This window comes from Rhodanobacter hydrolyticus (genome assembly GCF_044904645.1).
In genome coordinates this window covers 3569415-3585773 of sequence record NZ_JADIKK010000008.1, presented here as the reverse complement: position 1 = coordinate 3585773, position 16359 = coordinate 3569415, and the positions used below count along the sequence as shown (strand labels likewise).

Genomic DNA, 16359 nt, shown 5'->3' with positions numbered 1-16359 from the left:
GCGCCGCGCACCTACAATGCGCGCATGCCTTCCAGCATCGCCATCGACTACGCCATCCTCGCCCGCGACATCAAACAGTGGGCGCTCGAATTGGGCTTCGCCGAAGCAGGCATAAGCGGCGTGGCATTGGGTGAGGACGAGCGACACCTCGAGCGCTGGCTGGCCGATGGGCACCATGGCGAGATGGAATACATGGCGCGCCATGGCGCCAAGCGGGCGCGGCCAGCCGAACTCGAACCGGGCACGCAGCGGGTGATTTCGGTGCGAATGGACTACGTGCCGCCTGGTACGCGCAATGCCTGGGAGGTCATCCGCGACGGCGAAGCCGGCTACGTGGCGCGCTATGCGCTGGGCCGCGACTACCACAAGCTGATGCGCAACCGCCTGCAGAAGCTGGCCGAACGCATCCACGCCGTGGTGGGCGACTTCGGCTACCGCGCCTATGTCGATTCCGCGCCGGTACTGGAGAAGGCGCTGGCGCGCAACGCGGGACTGGGCTGGATCGGCAAGCACACGGTGCTGATCAACCGTCGTGCCGGTTCGTACTTTTTCCTCGGCGAGCTGTACACCGACCTGCCGCTGCCGGTGGACGAACCTGCCAGCGCGCATTGCGGCTCCTGCCGACGCTGCATCGACATCTGCCCCACGCAGGCGATCCTGGCACCGTACCGGCTCGACGCGCGCCGCTGTATTTCCTATCTCACCATCGAACTGAAGGGCACGATTCCCGAGGAACTGCGTGCGCTCATGGGCAACCGCATCTTCGGCTGCGACGATTGCCAGCTGATCTGCCCTTGGAACAAGTTCGCACAGGACACCGACGAACCGGATTTCGCGCCGCGTCACAGCCTCGACGGCGCGAAGCTGGTCGAACTTTTCGCCTGGAGCGAGGACGAGTTTCTGAAACGCACCGAAGGCATGGCGATCCGCCGCACCGGCTACGAAGGCTGGCTGCGCAATATCGCGGTGGCGCTGGGCAATGCACCGGTCTCGGCGGCGGTGCGCGAGGCGCTCAATGCGCGCGCCGACCATCCATCGCCCGTCGTGCGCGAGCATGTGGCCTGGGCATTGGCGCAGCAAACCCGCTGCGAGCATGGCCCGACCTAAACCCGTCTCCGGGCGCAGGCAGGGATCCATTGACGGTCACGCTTGCTCGGGCTATGCGGCAACTGGATTCCGGCCTGCCCCGGAATGACGAGCAGACATGCTCCGCTTCCGGCGTCAGCCCTGCGTGTCAGGAATGCCGAACACCTGCCGTAGGTAGGTCACGTAGGCTTCGTCCTCGCACATGTTTTTGCCCGGCGAATCGCTGAGCTTGGCCACCGGCTGGCCGTTGCAGCGGATCATCTTGATCACGATGTTGAGCGGCTTCGGCCCGGTGTCGTTGCTGAGATTGGTGCCCACGCCGAAGGCCAGCAGGCAGCGGCCACGGAAGTGTTCGTAGAGTTGCATCACCTTGGGTATGTCCAGCCCGTCGCTGAACACCAGCACCTTGCCGCGCGGGTCGACGCGGTTGGCGCGGTAGTGCGCCAGCATGCGCTCGCCCCAGTCGAACGGGTCGCCGGAATCGTGGCGCGCGCCGTCGAACAGCTTGCAGAAGTACATGTCGAAGTCGCGCAGGAAGGCGGCCAGCCCGTAGACATCGGACAACGCGATGCCGAGGTCGCCACGGTATTCCTTCGCCCAGGCCTCCAGCGCGGCCACCTGCGAATCGCGCAGGCGCGGGCCCAGTGCCTGGTGCGCCTGCAGGTACTCATGCGCCAGCGTGCCCAGCGGGGTGAGGCCCAGCCGCATGGCGAACCACACGTTGCTGGTACCGGCGAGCTGCGTGCCCAGTCCGTCGCGCAAGGCAACCAGCACTTCCTCGTGCCAGATGCGCGAGAATCGCCGCCGCGTGCCGTAGTCGGCGATGCGGCAGTGCTCGTAGCCAGGCGTGCCGTGCAGCAGCGCGATCTTCTCCTGCAGCCTGCGCCGGCCCTCAGCGAGATCGTGTTGTGGCTGCGTGTTGCGGAAGTACACCTCGTTGACGATGGCGAGCAGCGGCACCTCGAACAGGATGGTATGCAGCCAGGGGCCCTTGATACGGATCTCGATCTCGCCGTTGTTGGCCTCGGCCGGTGCGATGGTCACGTATTTCGCGTTGAGCCGGAACAGGCCCAGGAAGTCCACGAAATCGCTCTTGATGAAGCGCATCGCGCGCAGGTAATCCAACTCTTCCGCGCTGAAACGCAGCTCGCACAGCTCTTCCAGCTCGGCGCGGATCTCGGCGATGTACGGAACCAGGTCGATGCCCGGATTCCGACACTTGAACCGGTACTCGACCTGCGCGGCCGGGTAGTGATGCAGCACCAGCTGCATCATCGAGAACTTGTAGAGATCGGTGTCCAGCAGCGATTCGACAATCATGCGTCGCCCGTACAGCACGGCGGCGCCCGTTGCGCCAAGAGGTTGATTATCCATGCCGGAGCCGAATCGCGGGCATAAAAAATCCCGGTAGCCAGGGGAGTAGCTACCGGGATTCGTCAGGTCGGCGCGTCAAGAGGGGAGAGAGGGGCCGACCCCTCGACGATGCGATGTTTTGCTCCGTCTCCTTTCGCCTCACGGCGATACGTAGGCTTAGTGTAGCCGATGAAGCTGAAGTTCAAGGTAATCCGACCAAATTTTTGGGGTTGATTCAGTTTCCAGCAAGCCGCGGCGATGGCGGCGTTGGCATGACGCGCGCCAAGGAACCGGCGCGTGAGTGGTCGAGAAAGAAGCGCACCATCGTCTCGCTGGCGTCGATCTGCCTGCTGACACGGCCCACGATGAACTTCGGCAGGTATTGCGGCCCACCTGGCCAGGTATGACCACCCTCCTGGATGGAATAAAGCACCACGGCGCGGCCGTCACGGCAAGATCGCCACTGGCTGCGGAACACCCGCGTGGGATCGAGCGGCGCCTCCGGCGGCAGCAATGCCGGCGCGGCCGCCGCCGGGCAACCATCCATGCGCGCCCAGAACGCGGTGGTGGCATCGACCGAAAGCACCGGACCTCCTTCGCCATGGCCGCCGAAATTGGCCACCTCACCGCCCGCGTAGGGCATGATCGGGTCGGCGGTGCCGTCGAACTGCAGGACCGACACCGGATGCTGCGGCTGGCACTGCGGCTGGTAGTCCCGCGCCAAGGTGCCGGCCACGGCCGCGATGCCGGCGATACGGTCGGACATGTCGCAGGCCAGCCGCTCGACGAAGATCGCGCCATTGGAAATTCCGGCGGCATAGATGCGCGAGCGGTCAACGGCGAAGTTGCTCTCCATGTCGTCCAGCAACGCACGCACGAAACCCACGTCATCCACCTTGCGCTTGATCGAGTCGCGGCCATCGTTCCAATGCCGGTCCACGCCCTGTGGATAGACCACGATCATGCCTTCGCGATCGGCGATCTCGTCCAGATGGGTGAAGCGCGGCATGCCGCGCGCGGTACCGCCGCCACCATGAAAAACCAGCAGCAGCGGGCGCGGCGAATCCGCATTGCCGGGAGACATGTGCACCAGGTAACTGCGTTCGAGGCCACCGGCACGCAATGTGTAGAGCGTGTCCTCGCCGGCAAACGCCGGTGCGAGAACGCCCAGCGACAGCAGCAGGCACAAGAGCACGAAGCGGATAGTCGGGAGCATGGCCAGGGTTCGTCAGTGCGAAGAGGAAGGATCGGGCAGACGCATCGTGGCAACGAAGCCGCCGCCGGAAATGTTGGCGAGTTCGAGCGCACCTCCATGCAACTCGGCAGCGCGCATGGCGATGCCAATGCCCAGGCCGGTGCCGGCGGTACTGCGCGCGCGGTCGCCGCGGAGGAACGGCCGGCCGAGTTGCGGCAGCAGCAGCTCCGGCACGCCCAGCCCCTTGTCGGCAACGCTGACGAAGACACCGCACGCATCCCTGCCGATGACCGCGCGGAACGGCGCGGCGCCGTGGTGCTCGGCGTTGTCCATCAAGTTGCTGATCGCGCGGCGCAGCAGACGGGGGCGCGCGACCACGCGCAGGCTGTCGGGGCCGTCCAGTTGCCAGGCATCGGGCTCTCGGCGCAAGCCCAGCAACTGGCCAAGCAAAGTGGCGAGATCGATGGCATCGGGAACCTCGTCGCGGCCGTCGCGCACAAAGGCAAGACATTGTTCCAACGCGGCGTCGAGCTCCTCGAGGTCGGACACCATCGCTTCGCGGCGCTGCAGGTCGGCGGCATCGCCCAGTTCCAGCGCCAGCCGCAGCCTGGCCAGCGGCGTGCGCAGATCGTGGGAGATGCCGGCCAGCATCAATTCGCGCTCGCGGGCGCTGCCGCGCAGGCGCGCTCCCGCTTCGCGAAACGACTGGGCCAGGCGCTCGACTTCGCGCGAGCTACCGTCCAGCGCCACCGGCTCGCCTGCCAGCAGCGCACCGGCGCTCCCGGCGAGCCGTTCGAGCGGCTGCGTCAACAGGCGCGCCAGCAACGCCGCAAGCACGAGCGCGATGAGACCGGCGAGCATGGCAATCCCTACCGACGAGGCCAGCAGCCGCGCTCGGTTGCTCGGCTCGCTCATGACGACCCATTGGCCTGGCACGTGGGCGCTGGGAACCCAGATGTGCGTATCGGGGGTCTGCACGACTGCCACGCGCGCAGGGTCGGCAAGCTGCAACTGCTCGCCGACTTGCTTGCCTACCGCCAGCGCGACCGGGGCCACACGTACCGTGGACGGCGGCGGCGTCCCTGTCTCCACACGCACGCCCCATTCAGCGAGCCGCGCCAGCACGCGTCCGGCCTCGGCGTCGTGGCGCAGCGCCAATTCGTCGGTGGCCACCGCGGTGGCGCTGGCGAGGCGTCCGTAAATATTGGCTGCGATCTGCCGGTTGAAGTGCACCGACAGCGCGGAGGACAGGCCCAGCGCCAACAGCAACGCAAGCGCGAGCAGCGCCAGTACCAGCGTAAAAGTGGTGGGTTTGCGGTTCATGCGCCCTCCCCGTCCCGCGCCGTGCCATCCGGCACGAATACATAACCCTTGCCCCATACCGTCTGCAGCCAGCGCGGCCGCCGCGGGTCGTCCTCCAGGCAACGACGCAGCCGCGACACCATCACATCGATGCTGCGGTCGAAAGACTCGTGATCGCGTCCGCGTGCCAACGCGATCAGGCGCTCGCGGCTGAGCGTCTCGTAAGGATGGTCCACCAAGACAGCCAGCACGGCGAACTCCCCGCTGGTCAGCTTGACTGACTCGTCGCCGTCGCGCAGTTGGCGGCTGGCCGGATCGAAGCTGAAGCGGCCGAAGTACACCGGTTCGCGCTCGGCCTGCGGCGCACCCGCGGGAGCGCGCGGGCGGCGGCGCAACACGGCCCGGATGCGGGCCACCAGTTCGCGCGGATTGCATGGCTTGGACAGGTAATCGTCGGCGCCGATCTCCAGCCCCACGATGCGGTCCACCTCGTCGCCCTTCGCGGTAAGCATGATCACGGGCATATCCATGCCCTGGGCACGCAGCACGCGACACAGTTCGAGGCCGTCGCCGTCCGGGAGCATCAGGTCCAGCACGATGAGGTCGACGTGATGCATGGCCAGCTCCCGATGCATGGCCGCGGCATGTGCGGCGCCGCGCACATGGAAACCCTGCTGGGCGAGATAACGTTCCAGCAGATCGCGCAGGCGCAGGTCGTCGTCAACGACAAGGATGTAGGGAGTGTCCATGGCGCGACTATCCCGCGCGTCCGGCGGCAACGGCAAGCGGACCGTGAGGGCAATTGCAAGCAATTGTTTCCGGACGGTCAGACCGCAACAGGTGCTCACATCTGGCACCGGCGCGGAAACACTCTGGCGGTGCGTCTGCGCGACAGTCGCGCTGCACCGGTCGCCCGGCGGGGCGACCGGCCCTCCCCCTCACAGGAGTTCCGCGATGAACACTTGCTACGCCCCTCGTCTTGCTTCCTTCGCCTTGATTGGGATCCTGGCCGCAGGCACGACCCTGCCAGTACAGGCGCGCGTCCATGGCTTCCGCGTTCAGCACAACGGCAACACGGTAGGCCACGTGGGCGGCACGACCGGCAACGGCCAGGGCGGTCTCGAACACTTCCGCGCAACGCGCGTCTCCGGCGCCGACGGCACGGTGACGCACGGCTCGGTGACCTCGGCGCACCCGGATGGCAGCATCAGCCACCGCGGCGGCACTCAGGCCAATGGCGTCAACGGCGGCAGCTTCACTGGCAGCAACAACTACACGCGGAACGCCGACGGTTCCGCCCAGGGCAGCTTCCAGCGCAGCGGCAGCAATGCGGCTGGCGGTTCCTACGACAGCAGCGGCAGCTATGTGCGCAACAGTTCGGGCAGTTGGAGCAGCAGCAGGCAGACCACGGCCAGCGGCACGCGCGGCAGTTACGACGGCAGCACGACTGCCTCCAACGGCACCGCGACCCATGACAGCACCATCACCAACGCCGCCGGCGACACCTATACCGGCCAGACGAGCTACACCAAGGGCCAGGGCATCACCCACACCGGAACCTGCACCGACTCGAGCGGCACCACCATTTCCTGCCCGCGCTGACGAAACGAACCCCGTCCGCGTCGCACGTCGCTACAGTCTTCAACTGCGTGCACGGTGGTCGTCACGGCCAGCAGACCACCGTGCAGCCGTGCGCTTTCCGGAGAGCAGACATGAAACCCAAAAACTGGCTCGCCGCGCTCGGTGGCGCGATCGCCATGGCCATGCTGGTGCCGCCGTCTGCGTCGGCGCAGACAGGGATGTTCCGTCGTGCGCTGATGCAGCGCCGCCTGCAACAGCAGGGTGCGCAAGACCCCATGGCCGTGTTGCCACCCGGCGTACGCGCCATCCACGACGTGGCTTATGGCAGCGATGCGCAAGAACGCTTCGACGTCTATCTGCCCCAGCAACCTGTGCGCGGCGCACCGGTGATTTTCCTGGTGCATGGCGGAGCGTGGGCATTCGGTGACAAGGCCTCCGCGCGGGTAGTGGAGAACAAAGTGGCGCGCTGGGTACCCCGCGGCTTCATCGTGGTCTCGGCAAACTACCCGCTGATACCCGCGGCAACACCTTTGCGGCAGGCACAGGATCTTGGCCTCGCGCTGGCAACCGCACAACGCATGGCCGCCAGCTGGGGCGGCGACCGTCTGCGCTTCATCCTGATGGGTCACTCGGCGGGTGCGCATCTGGTGAGCCTCATCAGCGCCCTGCCGTCGCTGGCGCTGCGGCAGGGAGCCACACCCTGGCTGGGAACCGTAGCGTTGGACAGCGCCGCCTACGATGTGACGGAGATCATGCAGAACCGCCATTTGCGCCTCTACGACACCGCATTCGGCAACGATCCTTCCCACTGGGCGGCGGCCTCGCCCCAGCAGCAACTCGATTCGCGCCTCGCGCCCTTCCTCGCCGTGTGTTCGACGCAACGTGCAGATTCCTGCCCACAGGCGCGACGCTTCGTGGCCAAGGCTGCGGGCCTGGGCACGCTTGCGCAGGTACGACCCGAAGATCTGTCGCACGAGGAGATCAACGAGCAACTCGGCCAGCCTTCGGACTACACCGCTGCAGTGGAAGCGTTCATGCGCAACCTCGATCCTGCCGTGGCCCGGAGGCTCGACGCGGACTCGCGCTGATGCCGGCATGCGAAGATGAATCGGAGTTTTCGCCTCCCATCGCCGGTGCCTTCATGAAATCGCTGCTTTACTGCTGCCTGCTCTGGCTCTGCCTGCTACCGCTCGTCCATGCGGCAGATTTGCGCATCGACCTGGGCCACGGCGCGAAAACCTGGAGCACCGCAGAGCTGCTTTCGCGTGCCGATGCGACTACGGTGACGATTACGGACGACGTGGCGTTCCGACGCCCTATGCACTATCGCGCCGTGCCGCTGCTTGCGCTGTTGCCGGGCCTGAGTGCCGGTCAGCACCTGCAGTTCGTTGCTGTCGATGGCTTCGCGGCGGAAATTCCCGCCACGACGATACTCAACCAGCAGGATTCGCAGGCATGGCTGGCGGTGGAAGATCCGGCGCGGCCCTGGCCAGCGCTGCCCGAAAACGCCAAGGGCGCCGGCCCGTTCTACCTGGTGTGGACGCATCCGCAGGGCGTACATGTCAGTCCGGAGCAGTGGCCTTACCAGTTGGCCGTGATCCGCACGCTTTCGGGCGTGGATGCGCGCTTTCCTGTCATCGTGCCCGCGGTCGGCGCAACCGCCGAGGTGCGCCGAGGCTTCGACGTATTCAAGCGCACCTGCTTCGCCTGCCACACCATGAACGGTGAGGGCGATTCGAAACTGGGCCCCGACCTCAACCTGCCGTACAGTCCCATCGAATACCTGCGCGCGGATCTGCTGCGCGGCTACATCCGCAACCCGCAATCGCTGCGCCGCTGGCCCGAGGCAAGGATGATCGGTTTCCCCACCCAGGAATCGCTCAGCGATACCGACCTCGATGCGGTGCTGGCCTACCTGCGTTACATGGCGAAACACAAGGCCGCGCATTGACCCTCAAGGCAGCAGCGCATGGAGCTCTGCATCGCGCGCCGCCTTCGGCTCGCGAGCCAGCGCCCGCACGCGCGCGTAGAACGCCGACCATTGCCTGCCACTCACGCGGAACAGCGCTGCGAAGGCCGGCGTCCACTGATCGTAAAGGCCGAACGGCAACAACCGGGCATTGTTGATGGGCTTGGTCATCCACGTGTCGTAGCGATGGTCACCCGGCCAGTCCGTATCGCGCCACTGCGCATAGCGCTCGCGAAACGCAGCGATCTCGCGTTGCTTGCCCGCCTCCATCGCCTCAAGATCCGCGCTACTGGCATAAAGAGCTTGCAGCCTGTCGCGCAGATCCAGCACCAATTTCGTGAAGCCGTCGTCCATCGCCTGGGCGCGGCCATCATCCGGCGGCAGGCCCCGCGATTCGCGCCATTCGCGCAGGCCCTCGGTCTGCACGAACATGGCGAAGGATTCGTTGAACGCCGTGTCGCCCTTCGCATAGATCAGCTGGTGCGCCAGCTCGTGGAAGATCGTGGCGGCCAGTTCGTCGTCGTCCCAGCGCAGCATGCTGGAGAGGATGGGATCGGCGAACCAGCCCAGCGTGGAATACGCCGGCACGCCGCCCACCCATACGTCGTCGCCCGTGCTGCGCAGACGCGCTGCATCGGCCTCGGCTGCGGCCTCGCTGAACCAGCCGCGATACGCCACACAACCCGCCACGGGGAAACAGTGCCGCACTGCCTCCACCGAATAGCGCGGGGTGGCAAACACGTTCCACACCACGTACGGCCGAGGCAACGCCACGTAACTGGTGTAACTGCGGTTGTCGGGAAGGCCCAGTTTCCGCGAAGCGAATTCGCGTGCGGCGAGCGCGAGCGACAGGCGCGCCGCGAGCTTCGGATCGGTGGCCGGATTGCGCAACAGCTTGCTTACCGGCTCTCGTCTCAGCACCAACTCGCCTTGCCCGTGCACTGCCTGCGCGTAGTAGCGGAGGCTGCTGCAGGCGCATAGCGCAAGACCCAGCGTCGCAAGCGCGAGGTACCCGGGCCGCAGGCGGCGAACAAAGGCATGATGGCGGGTCATCCCGCCATCATGCCGCAGCTGTGCTCAGTGGTGCGTGGTGCCGGTGTGGACGCTGACGTGGCCGTGCACGCCGCCAGCCGAGTGGACGGGACCATGTCCGTAGTAGCCCCCGCGATAATGGCGATGGCCCCAGTGGTCGTACCACACGCCGCCGACCACCAGGCCCGGTGCATAACAACAACCATAGCCATAACCGTCGTACCAGCCGCCATAGCCGTACCAGCCTGGCGCAGCGTAGTAACTGTCACCATAGACGACAGCGTTGCCGTAATAGGCAGGGCCGGCATACGGCGTGGCGCGCACGTAGCCGTAGCTAGGCTCGTAGTAGCAACCGGACAGCAAGGCGGCCACCACGATGAGGATGAAACCGCAAATCAGACGTTTCATGACACGGCCTCCTTGGGAGACGACAACGCCAGCTTGCGCCGACCCGCTTGAACCGGTGCTGAGAGCCGGCCGGCGGCATCCGGATGCGGCAGGGGGCCTTGTGGGAGCCTCCAACAGAAGCCGAGCTCAGAACCGCGGATGCGACAACTGGCCGAGGAAACTCGAGAGCACTTGCGGATCCACCAGCAGGGTGAATGCGACACCGTAGGCGGCGCCCCACAGGTGCGCGTTGTGGTTGACGTTGCCCCGTCCGCTCCTGTCCATGTAGATCGAGTATGCGGTGTAAAGCACGGCATAGACGATCGCCGGCATCGGCAGCACTAACACGATGATGCGCGACCACGGTGCCAGCATGATGAAGGAGAACAGTACCGCCGACACCGCGCCCGACGCGCCAAGACTGCGGTAATTCGGATTGCCGCGGTTCTGGAAATACGTAGGCAGGATCGAGACCACCAGCGCGCCGATGTAGAACAGCACGAAGCCGAACGTGCCCATTGCCATGGTGTAGAAACGCTCCATCTGCTGACCGAAGAAGAACAGCGTGATCATGTTGAAAAGCAGATGGTTGAAGTCCGCATGCACCAGCCCGTAGGTCACCAGCCGGTGGTACTCGCGCTGTCGGCTGATCGCCGGCGGCCACAGGATCAGGTCGTTCATCAGCCGCCCGTTCTTAAACGCCATGAACGAGACGATGCAGGTGATCGCGATGATGATGAGGGTAATCAACATGAACGGTTCCGCGCCCGGGTGATGAGGTGGCGGCATCTTGGCCGCAGCGTGCGCACTTGTCGAATCCGCGATAAAACGCCCCGCCGGCTGGCGGACGCGACTATCATGCGCGCTTCCCCACGAACCCTATGCCCATGCCTGCGATTCGCTACCTTCATTTGGACGTCTTTGCGGCCACACACGGCGGCGGCAACCACCTCGGCGTGGTGGTCGGCGCCGAGCATTGGAGCGGCGACGCGATGCAGCGCTTCGCGCGCTGGACGAACCTGGTCGAAACCACCTTCCTGCTGCCGCCCGCCGATCCTTCGGCCAGCTACCGCGTGCGCATCTTCACGCCGCACAAGGAGATCCCGTTCGCCGGCCATCCCAGCGTAGGCAGCGCGCACGCCGCGCTGGAGTGCGGACTAGTGCGCCCCGTCGATGGCCAGCTGTGGCAGGAGTGCGGTGCCGGCGTGCTGCCGATGCGCGTGGAAGGCGAAGGTGCGAATCGTTGCATGCTGTTGAAATCTCCCGGCGAGCGCGTGCTGGACACCGGCCATGACGCGCATCCCCTGCTGGCTGCCTCGTTGGCCGGAGCCGGCTGCGGTGCCCTGCCACCTGCTCTGGTCGATGGCGGCCGCCGTTGGTGGCTGGCCGAGCTGGAAAGCGAGGCGGCGCTACGCGCCTGGAAGCCCGATCACAGCGCCATCGGTGCGCTGGCCCATGCCAGCGACAGCATGGGGCTGTGCGCGTTCGCGCGCAGCACCCATCCCGACTACCAGCTGGTAGTGCGCGCCTTCCCAGCCGGCGTGGGCATCGTCGAGGACCCCGCTTCCGGCGCTGCCAACGGCTTGATCGCCGCATACATCGCTCACGCCGAACCAGGCGGATCGCTAGCCGGCGGGTATGTCGTGAGCCAGGGACGCGAGATCGGCCACGATGCCCAGCTTGTCGTCCACATCGTGAACGGCACGGTCTGGGTCGGTGGCCGCACCCATACCATCGTCGACGGCACGCTGCACTGGAATGCGGCGTGAGCGACGCGGCGCAGATCCTCGTCGATGCCGATGCCTGCCCGGTAGTCATCAAGGAAATGCTGTTCCGCGCCGCCGATCGCGAACAGGTGATGGTGACGCTGGTGGCGAACCAGTACCTGCGTACGCCGCCCTCGCGCTACGTGCGCGCCGTGCAGGTGCCCGGCGGCTTCGACGTCGCCGACCAAGAGATCGCGCGTCGCGCGAATGCCGGCGACCTCGTCGTCACGCAGGACATTCCGCTGGCCGCAATGGTGGTCGAAAAAGGCGCGCTGGCACTCGATCCGCGCGGCACGCTGCACACGCCCGACACCATCGCCCAACGACTGACCATGCGCAATTTCATGGATGAGTTGCGCAGCACCGGCATCGACACCGGCGGCCACGCGCCGTTCCATGCACGTGACAAGCAGGCGTTCGCGAACCAGCTCGACCACTGGCTGCAGCAGCAGCGGCGCTGACGCACCATTCTCGCCCGCGGGGCTCATGCAGGAAGGCACCCTGTGCGCGATTGCCATTCGCTCCGACCGAAGCGCAAGGCAATCGCGCACAGGGTGCTCCTACGAGCTCAGGCAACCTCACCTGCCGCATGGCCCGACGCCCATGCCCATTGGAAGTTGTAGCCACCCAGCCAGCCGGTGACGTCCACCACTTCGCCGATGAAATACAGGCCGGGCACCAGCCTCGATTGCATCGTGCTTGAGGAGAGCCCGTCGGTGTCCACGCCGCCCAACGTCACCTCGGCGGTGCGGTAACCCTCGGTGCCGCTGGCCGTGATCGGCCAGTCGTGCAACTGCCGGCCGATCTCGCGTAAATCCGCGTCGCGGTACTGGCGCATGGGGCGGCTTTCGAAGACCAGTTCGCACAGGCGCTGCGCGAGGCGCTTCGGCAGCGCGTCAGCCAGCACGTTCTTCAGTTCTGCCGCCGGTCGCGCGCCGCGCTGCTGCACCAGCCAGTCGCCCAGGCCGACATCCGGCGCGAGGTCGAGCCGCAAGTCGTCGCCCGGTTGCCAGTACGAGGAAATCTGCAAGATGGACGGCCCGCTCAGGCCGCGATGCGTGAACAGCAGACCCGCGCGGAACGCGCGCTTGCCCACTCGCGTTCCGGCCAGCGGCAGCGCCACGCCGGCGAGATCGGCGTAATGCTCCTGGTGCTTGCCACTCAGGGTCAGCGGCACCAGCGCCGCACGCACGGGCAGCACGGCATGGCCGAACTGCCTCGCCAGTTCGTAGCCGAAACCGCTGGCACCCATGCTGGGGATCGACAGGCCGCCCGTCGCCACCACCAACGACTCCGCATGCACCTCGCCGCGCGCAGTGAGCACGGCGAAACCCTCGTCCGTTCTGCGCACGCGCTCGACACCGCAGCTGGTTTCGACGCGTACGCCAGCGGCGGCGCATTCGTCCAGCAGCAAGCGCACGATCTGCTTGGAGGAATCGTCGCAGAACAGCTGCCCGAGCTCCTTTTCGTGGTAGGCGATGCCGTGCTTTTCCACCAGCGCGACGAAGTCCGCCGGCGTATAGCGCGCCAGCGCCGACTTGGCGAAATGCGGATTGGCGCTGAGGTAGTTGGCGGGAGACGTGCCGGTGTTGGTGAAGTTGCAGCGGCCACCACCGGACATCAGGATCTTCTTGCCGACGCGGTTCGCGTGATCCACCACCAGCACGCGGCGACCGCGCCGCGCCGCGGTGATCGCGCACATCAGGCCCGCGGCGCCGGCGCCGACGATCAGTACATCCGTTTTCAACCGGCCACTCCCGCCATGCAAGGCGCACATTATCGCATCGCGTACACTTTGCGCCTCCCCACATGCGAGCTTTCGCCATGCCCTCCTTCGACGTGATCTCCGAAGTCGACAAGCACGAACTCACCAATGCCGTGGACCAGGCCAACCGCGAGCTGGCGAACCGCTTCGACTTCAAGGGCTCAGAGGCGAAGTTCGCGCTGGAGCAGTCCGAGATCCTGCTCACCGCACCCAGCGACTTCCAGCTGCAGCAGATGCTGGACATCCTTCGCGGCCGGCTCACCACGCGGAAGATCGACATCCGTGCGCTGGACATCGGCGAGGTGGAAACCAACCTGGCCGGCGCGCGGCAGAAGGTCACGGTGAAGCAGGGCATCGAGCAGCCCGTGGCGAAGAAACTGGTGGCCACGCTGAAGGAAGCCAAGCTCAAGGTCGAAGCGCAGATCAACGGCGACAAGCTGCGCGTGACGGGCAAGAAGCGTGACGACCTGCAGCTGGCGATGGCGGTGCTGCGCAAGGCTGACGTGGAATTGCCGTTGCAGTTCGACAATTTCCGCGATTGAAGCCTAAGCGCCTTGCCTGTTGCCGGGAAAGTGCTTTCCCGCCCTTTCCCGACTCGCCGAATCCGGCGCTCGCCGGACTCGGCTGCGCCGGCCAATCCATCCGTGGACCGGGATAACTGGCTGTCTGACGACAGCCAGTTATCCGCCCATCCCCGCCACGATATTCACCGTGATCGCGATGATGAACACGTTGAAGAAGAATGCGATCACGCTGTGCAGCAGCGCCACGCGACGCAGGTAGCGGCTGCTGATCTGCACGTCGGAGACCTGGAAGGTCATGCCGATCACGATGGCGAAGTAGGTGAAGTCCCAGTAGTCGGGTTTGGGCGTGTCCGGGAACTCCAGCCCCGCGTGCTTCTCGCCGAAATCGCCATAGAAGCCGTGCGCATAGTGCAGCGCGAACATGATGTTGAGGAACAGCCAGCTCAGTACCACGCTGAGCGCGCCCACGCCCAGCGCAGGCAGGCCGCCACCCTTCGCCGCGTGCAGCTCGGTGCCCAGCGCCACCAACACCACACCGGAAAGCACCACCGCGCTCCACAGCACGCCCCAGCGCCCGGTGTCCTGCGCCTTGGCCTGCAGCCGCATATGCGCGGGCGTGGAATGATTGAACAGCCGCGCCAGCGCCAACAGATAGACCACCGCAGCGAAGTCGAAGCCCAGCAGGATCGCGGTGGCCACGCGCAGACCCAGCGCGATCAGCACCGTACCGCTGACCACGAAAATCACGAACGACACGCTCAGCCGCGGCCGTGCCCTCACGTAACGGAACGGTCGCCAGCGTCGCGGCTTGGCCGCACCGTTGGAGTCGAGCGGTCCGTGGCTCATGCACGCAACTCCGCGTAGTCGGGGTGACGCTCCATCCATGCTGCGGCATACGAGCAGGCGGCCTGCACCAGCAGGCCCTCGTCGCGTGCGAACTCCAGCGCCGAGCGCACCAGCTCACCGGCCACGCCACGGCCGCCGACAGGCGGCGGCACCATGGTGTGGGTAATCGTCATCACGCCAGCAGCCAGCCTGTAGTCGAGCACGCAATGCATGCCCTCTACCCGCGTTTCGAAGCGCTGTGCGGCGCGGTCATGATGAATCTCCAGATGCATGGCGGCCTCCGTGGACGATGCCGTCAAGCATACCTCTCTCATGCCGCAAGCCCTTTCCGTGCCGCCGCGCGGCGGTGGCGTACGGCGGCGGCCAGCTGTTCCAGCACGCGCACCGATTCGTCCCAGCCGATGCAGCCGTCGGTGATGCTCTGGCCGTAGGTCAGCGGATGACCCTCCAGCAGGTCCTGGCGGCCGGCGACGAGATGGCTTTCCACCATCGTGCCCACGATGCGCCGTTCACCCGCTTCGAGCTGTGCGGCGATGTCGGCGATAACCAGCGGCTGGCTCTCCGGCTTCTTGCTGCTGTTGGCATGGCTGGCGTCGATCATCACCCGCGCCGGCAGGCCAGCCTTGGCGATGGCGGCGCATGCCGCTTCCACGTTGGCCGCGTCATAGTTCGGAACCTTGCCGCCGCGCAGGATCACGTGGCAATCGCGGTTGCCGCTGGTGGCGGCGATGGCGGCCTGCCCCTGCTTGGTCACGGCGAGGAAATGGTGCGGATGCGAGGCGGCCTGCACCGCGTCCACCGCGATCTTCACGTTGCCGTCGGTGCCGTTCTTGAAGCCCACCGGGCACGACAGGCCCGAGGCCATCTCGCGGTGCACCTGGCTCTCGGTGGTGCGCGCACCGATGGCCCCCCACGCCACCAGGTCCGCGAGATATTGCGGCGAAATGATGTCGAGGAATTCGCAAGCCGCCGGCACCCCCAACGCGTTGATGCCGCACAGCAGCTTGCGCGCAACGCGCAGACCCTTGTCGATGCGGAAGCTGCCGTCGAGGTCGGGGTCGTTGATGAGTCCTTTCCAGCCCACGGTGGTGCGCGGCTTCTCGAAATACACGCGCATCACGATTTCCAGCTCGTCACCGAGGCGTTCGCGCTGCGCCGCCAGCCGCTGCGCATAATCCAGCGCAGCGCGCGGATCATGGATCGAGCATGGGCCGATCACCACCGCGAGCCGATCGTCCAGGCCATCGAGGATGCGGTGCAGTGCCACGCGCGCATTGCCCACAGTGTCCAGCATCGCGTTGGTGGCGGGACACTCGTCCATCACCTCGAGAGGCGTGGCGAGCGGATGGATACTGCGGATGCGCAGATCATCGGTGGAAACGTGGGACATGGCGGCGGCTCCTCGTGTGGGGTGCGGCGGCCATGAAAAAAGCCGCCTCGGTATTGCTGGCGGCTTTCGGGATGGGGTTTCAGTGTTTCGTCAGGACGATCGCACCCATGCCTCCGCCAGCGGCTTCAGATAGCCATAAAACCAAAAATACTGGCGGGCGGTG

At 66.0% G+C, this 16359-nt stretch carries 18 protein-coding genes; 7 read left to right on the top strand and 11 right to left on the bottom strand.

Annotated features, from left to right (window positions below; translation table 11 throughout):
- The first annotated feature begins 24 nt into the window (after positions 1-24).
- A complete protein-coding gene (gene queG / locus ISP25_RS18710) occupies positions 25-1107 on the top strand; it encodes a tRNA epoxyqueuosine(34) reductase QueG (RefSeq protein ID WP_404615951.1) in 1083 nt (360 codons plus the stop codon).
- A 114-nt stretch (positions 1108-1221) separates the two neighbouring features.
- Here queG and pncB read toward each other — a convergent pair whose 3' ends face one another.
- The 4 genes from pncB to ompR form a co-directional block, all read right to left on the bottom strand.
- Positions 1222-2406 (bottom strand): nicotinate phosphoribosyltransferase, encoded by a 1185-nt coding sequence (pncB, locus tag ISP25_RS18705; protein WP_404616347.1) that lies wholly within the window; start codon positions 2404-2406, stop codon positions 1222-1224.
- Between the two features lie 268 nt (positions 2407-2674).
- The gene (locus ISP25_RS18700) at positions 2675-3655 is read right to left on the bottom strand and encodes an extracellular catalytic domain type 1 short-chain-length polyhydroxyalkanoate depolymerase (RefSeq protein ID WP_404615950.1); all 981 of its coding nucleotides are present in this window, start codon (positions 3653-3655) and stop codon (positions 2675-2677) included.
- A 12-nt stretch (positions 3656-3667) separates the two neighbouring features.
- Entirely contained in the window at positions 3668-4957 is a 1290-nt protein-coding gene (locus ISP25_RS18695) for an ATP-binding protein (protein ID WP_404615949.1), read from the bottom strand.
- On the bottom strand, positions 4954-5685 hold the full coding sequence (gene ompR / locus ISP25_RS18690; RefSeq protein ID WP_404615948.1) for an osmolarity response regulator transcription factor OmpR: 732 nt from the start codon (positions 5683-5685) through the stop codon (positions 4954-4956). The genes ISP25_RS18695 and ompR overlap by 4 nt, the downstream gene beginning before the upstream one ends.
- A gap of 205 nt (positions 5686-5890) precedes the next feature.
- Between ompR and ISP25_RS18685 the strand changes: the two genes are divergently transcribed.
- From ISP25_RS18685 to ISP25_RS18675, 3 genes are all read left to right on the top strand, one after another.
- Positions 5891-6538, top strand: coding sequence for a hypothetical protein (locus tag ISP25_RS18685; protein WP_404615947.1), 648 nt, complete (start codon positions 5891-5893; stop codon positions 6536-6538).
- A gap of 110 nt (positions 6539-6648) precedes the next feature.
- The gene (locus ISP25_RS18680; protein ID WP_404615946.1) at positions 6649-7605 is read left to right on the top strand and encodes an alpha/beta hydrolase; all 957 of its coding nucleotides are present in this window, start codon (positions 6649-6651) and stop codon (positions 7603-7605) included.
- A gap of 53 nt (positions 7606-7658) precedes the next feature.
- Entirely contained in the window at positions 7659-8468 is an 810-nt protein-coding gene (locus tag ISP25_RS18675) for a cytochrome c (RefSeq protein ID WP_404615945.1), read from the top strand.
- A gap of 3 nt (positions 8469-8471) precedes the next feature.
- Here the strand turns inward: ISP25_RS18675 and ISP25_RS18670 are convergent, their stop codons facing one another.
- The 3 genes from ISP25_RS18670 to ISP25_RS18660 form a co-directional block, all read right to left on the bottom strand.
- Positions 8472-9539, bottom strand: a complete 1068-nt coding sequence (locus tag ISP25_RS18670; protein WP_404615944.1) for an aminopeptidase — start codon at positions 9537-9539, stop codon at positions 8472-8474.
- A 24-nt stretch (positions 9540-9563) separates the two neighbouring features.
- On the bottom strand, positions 9564-9926 hold the full coding sequence (locus tag ISP25_RS18665; RefSeq protein ID WP_404615943.1) for a lipoprotein: 363 nt from the start codon (positions 9924-9926) through the stop codon (positions 9564-9566).
- 126 nt (positions 9927-10052) lie between these two features.
- Positions 10053-10658 (bottom strand): rhomboid family intramembrane serine protease, encoded by a 606-nt coding sequence (locus ISP25_RS18660; protein ID WP_404615942.1) that lies wholly within the window; start codon positions 10656-10658, stop codon positions 10053-10055.
- 134 nt (positions 10659-10792) lie between these two features.
- Here ISP25_RS18660 and ISP25_RS18655 point away from each other — a divergent pair, with 134 nt between their 5' ends.
- Entirely contained in the window at positions 10793-11674 is an 882-nt protein-coding gene (locus ISP25_RS18655) for a PhzF family phenazine biosynthesis protein (RefSeq protein ID WP_192156703.1), read from the top strand.
- On the top strand, positions 11671-12132 hold the full coding sequence (locus tag ISP25_RS18650; RefSeq protein ID WP_404615941.1) for a YaiI/YqxD family protein: 462 nt from the start codon (positions 11671-11673) through the stop codon (positions 12130-12132). The genes ISP25_RS18655 and ISP25_RS18650 overlap by 4 nt, the downstream gene beginning before the upstream one ends.
- Positions 12133-12239: 107 nt before the next feature.
- On the opposite strand, the gene ISP25_RS18645 is transcribed toward ISP25_RS18650, so the two are convergent.
- Positions 12240-13418 carry a BaiN/RdsA family NAD(P)/FAD-dependent oxidoreductase gene (locus ISP25_RS18645; RefSeq protein ID WP_404615940.1) on the bottom strand — a complete coding sequence of 393 codons (1179 nt, stop codon included), beginning with the start codon at positions 13416-13418 and terminating at the stop codon, positions 12240-12242.
- 77 nt (positions 13419-13495) lie between these two features.
- On the opposite strand from ISP25_RS18645, the gene ISP25_RS18640 reads away from it, so the two are divergent.
- The gene (locus tag ISP25_RS18640; protein ID WP_192156709.1) at positions 13496-13978 is read left to right on the top strand and encodes a YajQ family cyclic di-GMP-binding protein; all 483 of its coding nucleotides are present in this window, start codon (positions 13496-13498) and stop codon (positions 13976-13978) included.
- Positions 13979-14116: 138 nt separating this feature from the next.
- On the opposite strand, the gene ISP25_RS18635 is transcribed toward ISP25_RS18640, so the two are convergent.
- Genes ISP25_RS18635 through ISP25_RS18625 form a run of 3 tightly spaced genes read right to left on the bottom strand, consistent with a single transcriptional unit; the run spans position 14117 to position 16196 of the window.
- A complete protein-coding gene (locus ISP25_RS18635; RefSeq protein WP_404615939.1) occupies positions 14117-14806 on the bottom strand; it encodes a DUF1345 domain-containing protein in 690 nt (229 codons plus the stop codon).
- Entirely contained in the window at positions 14803-15078 is a 276-nt protein-coding gene (locus ISP25_RS18630; protein WP_192156713.1) for a GNAT family N-acetyltransferase, read from the bottom strand. Before ISP25_RS18630 ends, ISP25_RS18635 begins: the two co-directional genes overlap by 4 nt.
- Positions 15079-15116: 38 nt before the next feature.
- A complete protein-coding gene (locus ISP25_RS18625) occupies positions 15117-16196 on the bottom strand; it encodes a 3-deoxy-7-phosphoheptulonate synthase (RefSeq protein WP_404615938.1) in 1080 nt (359 codons plus the stop codon).
- Positions 16197-16359 lie beyond the last annotated feature (163 nt).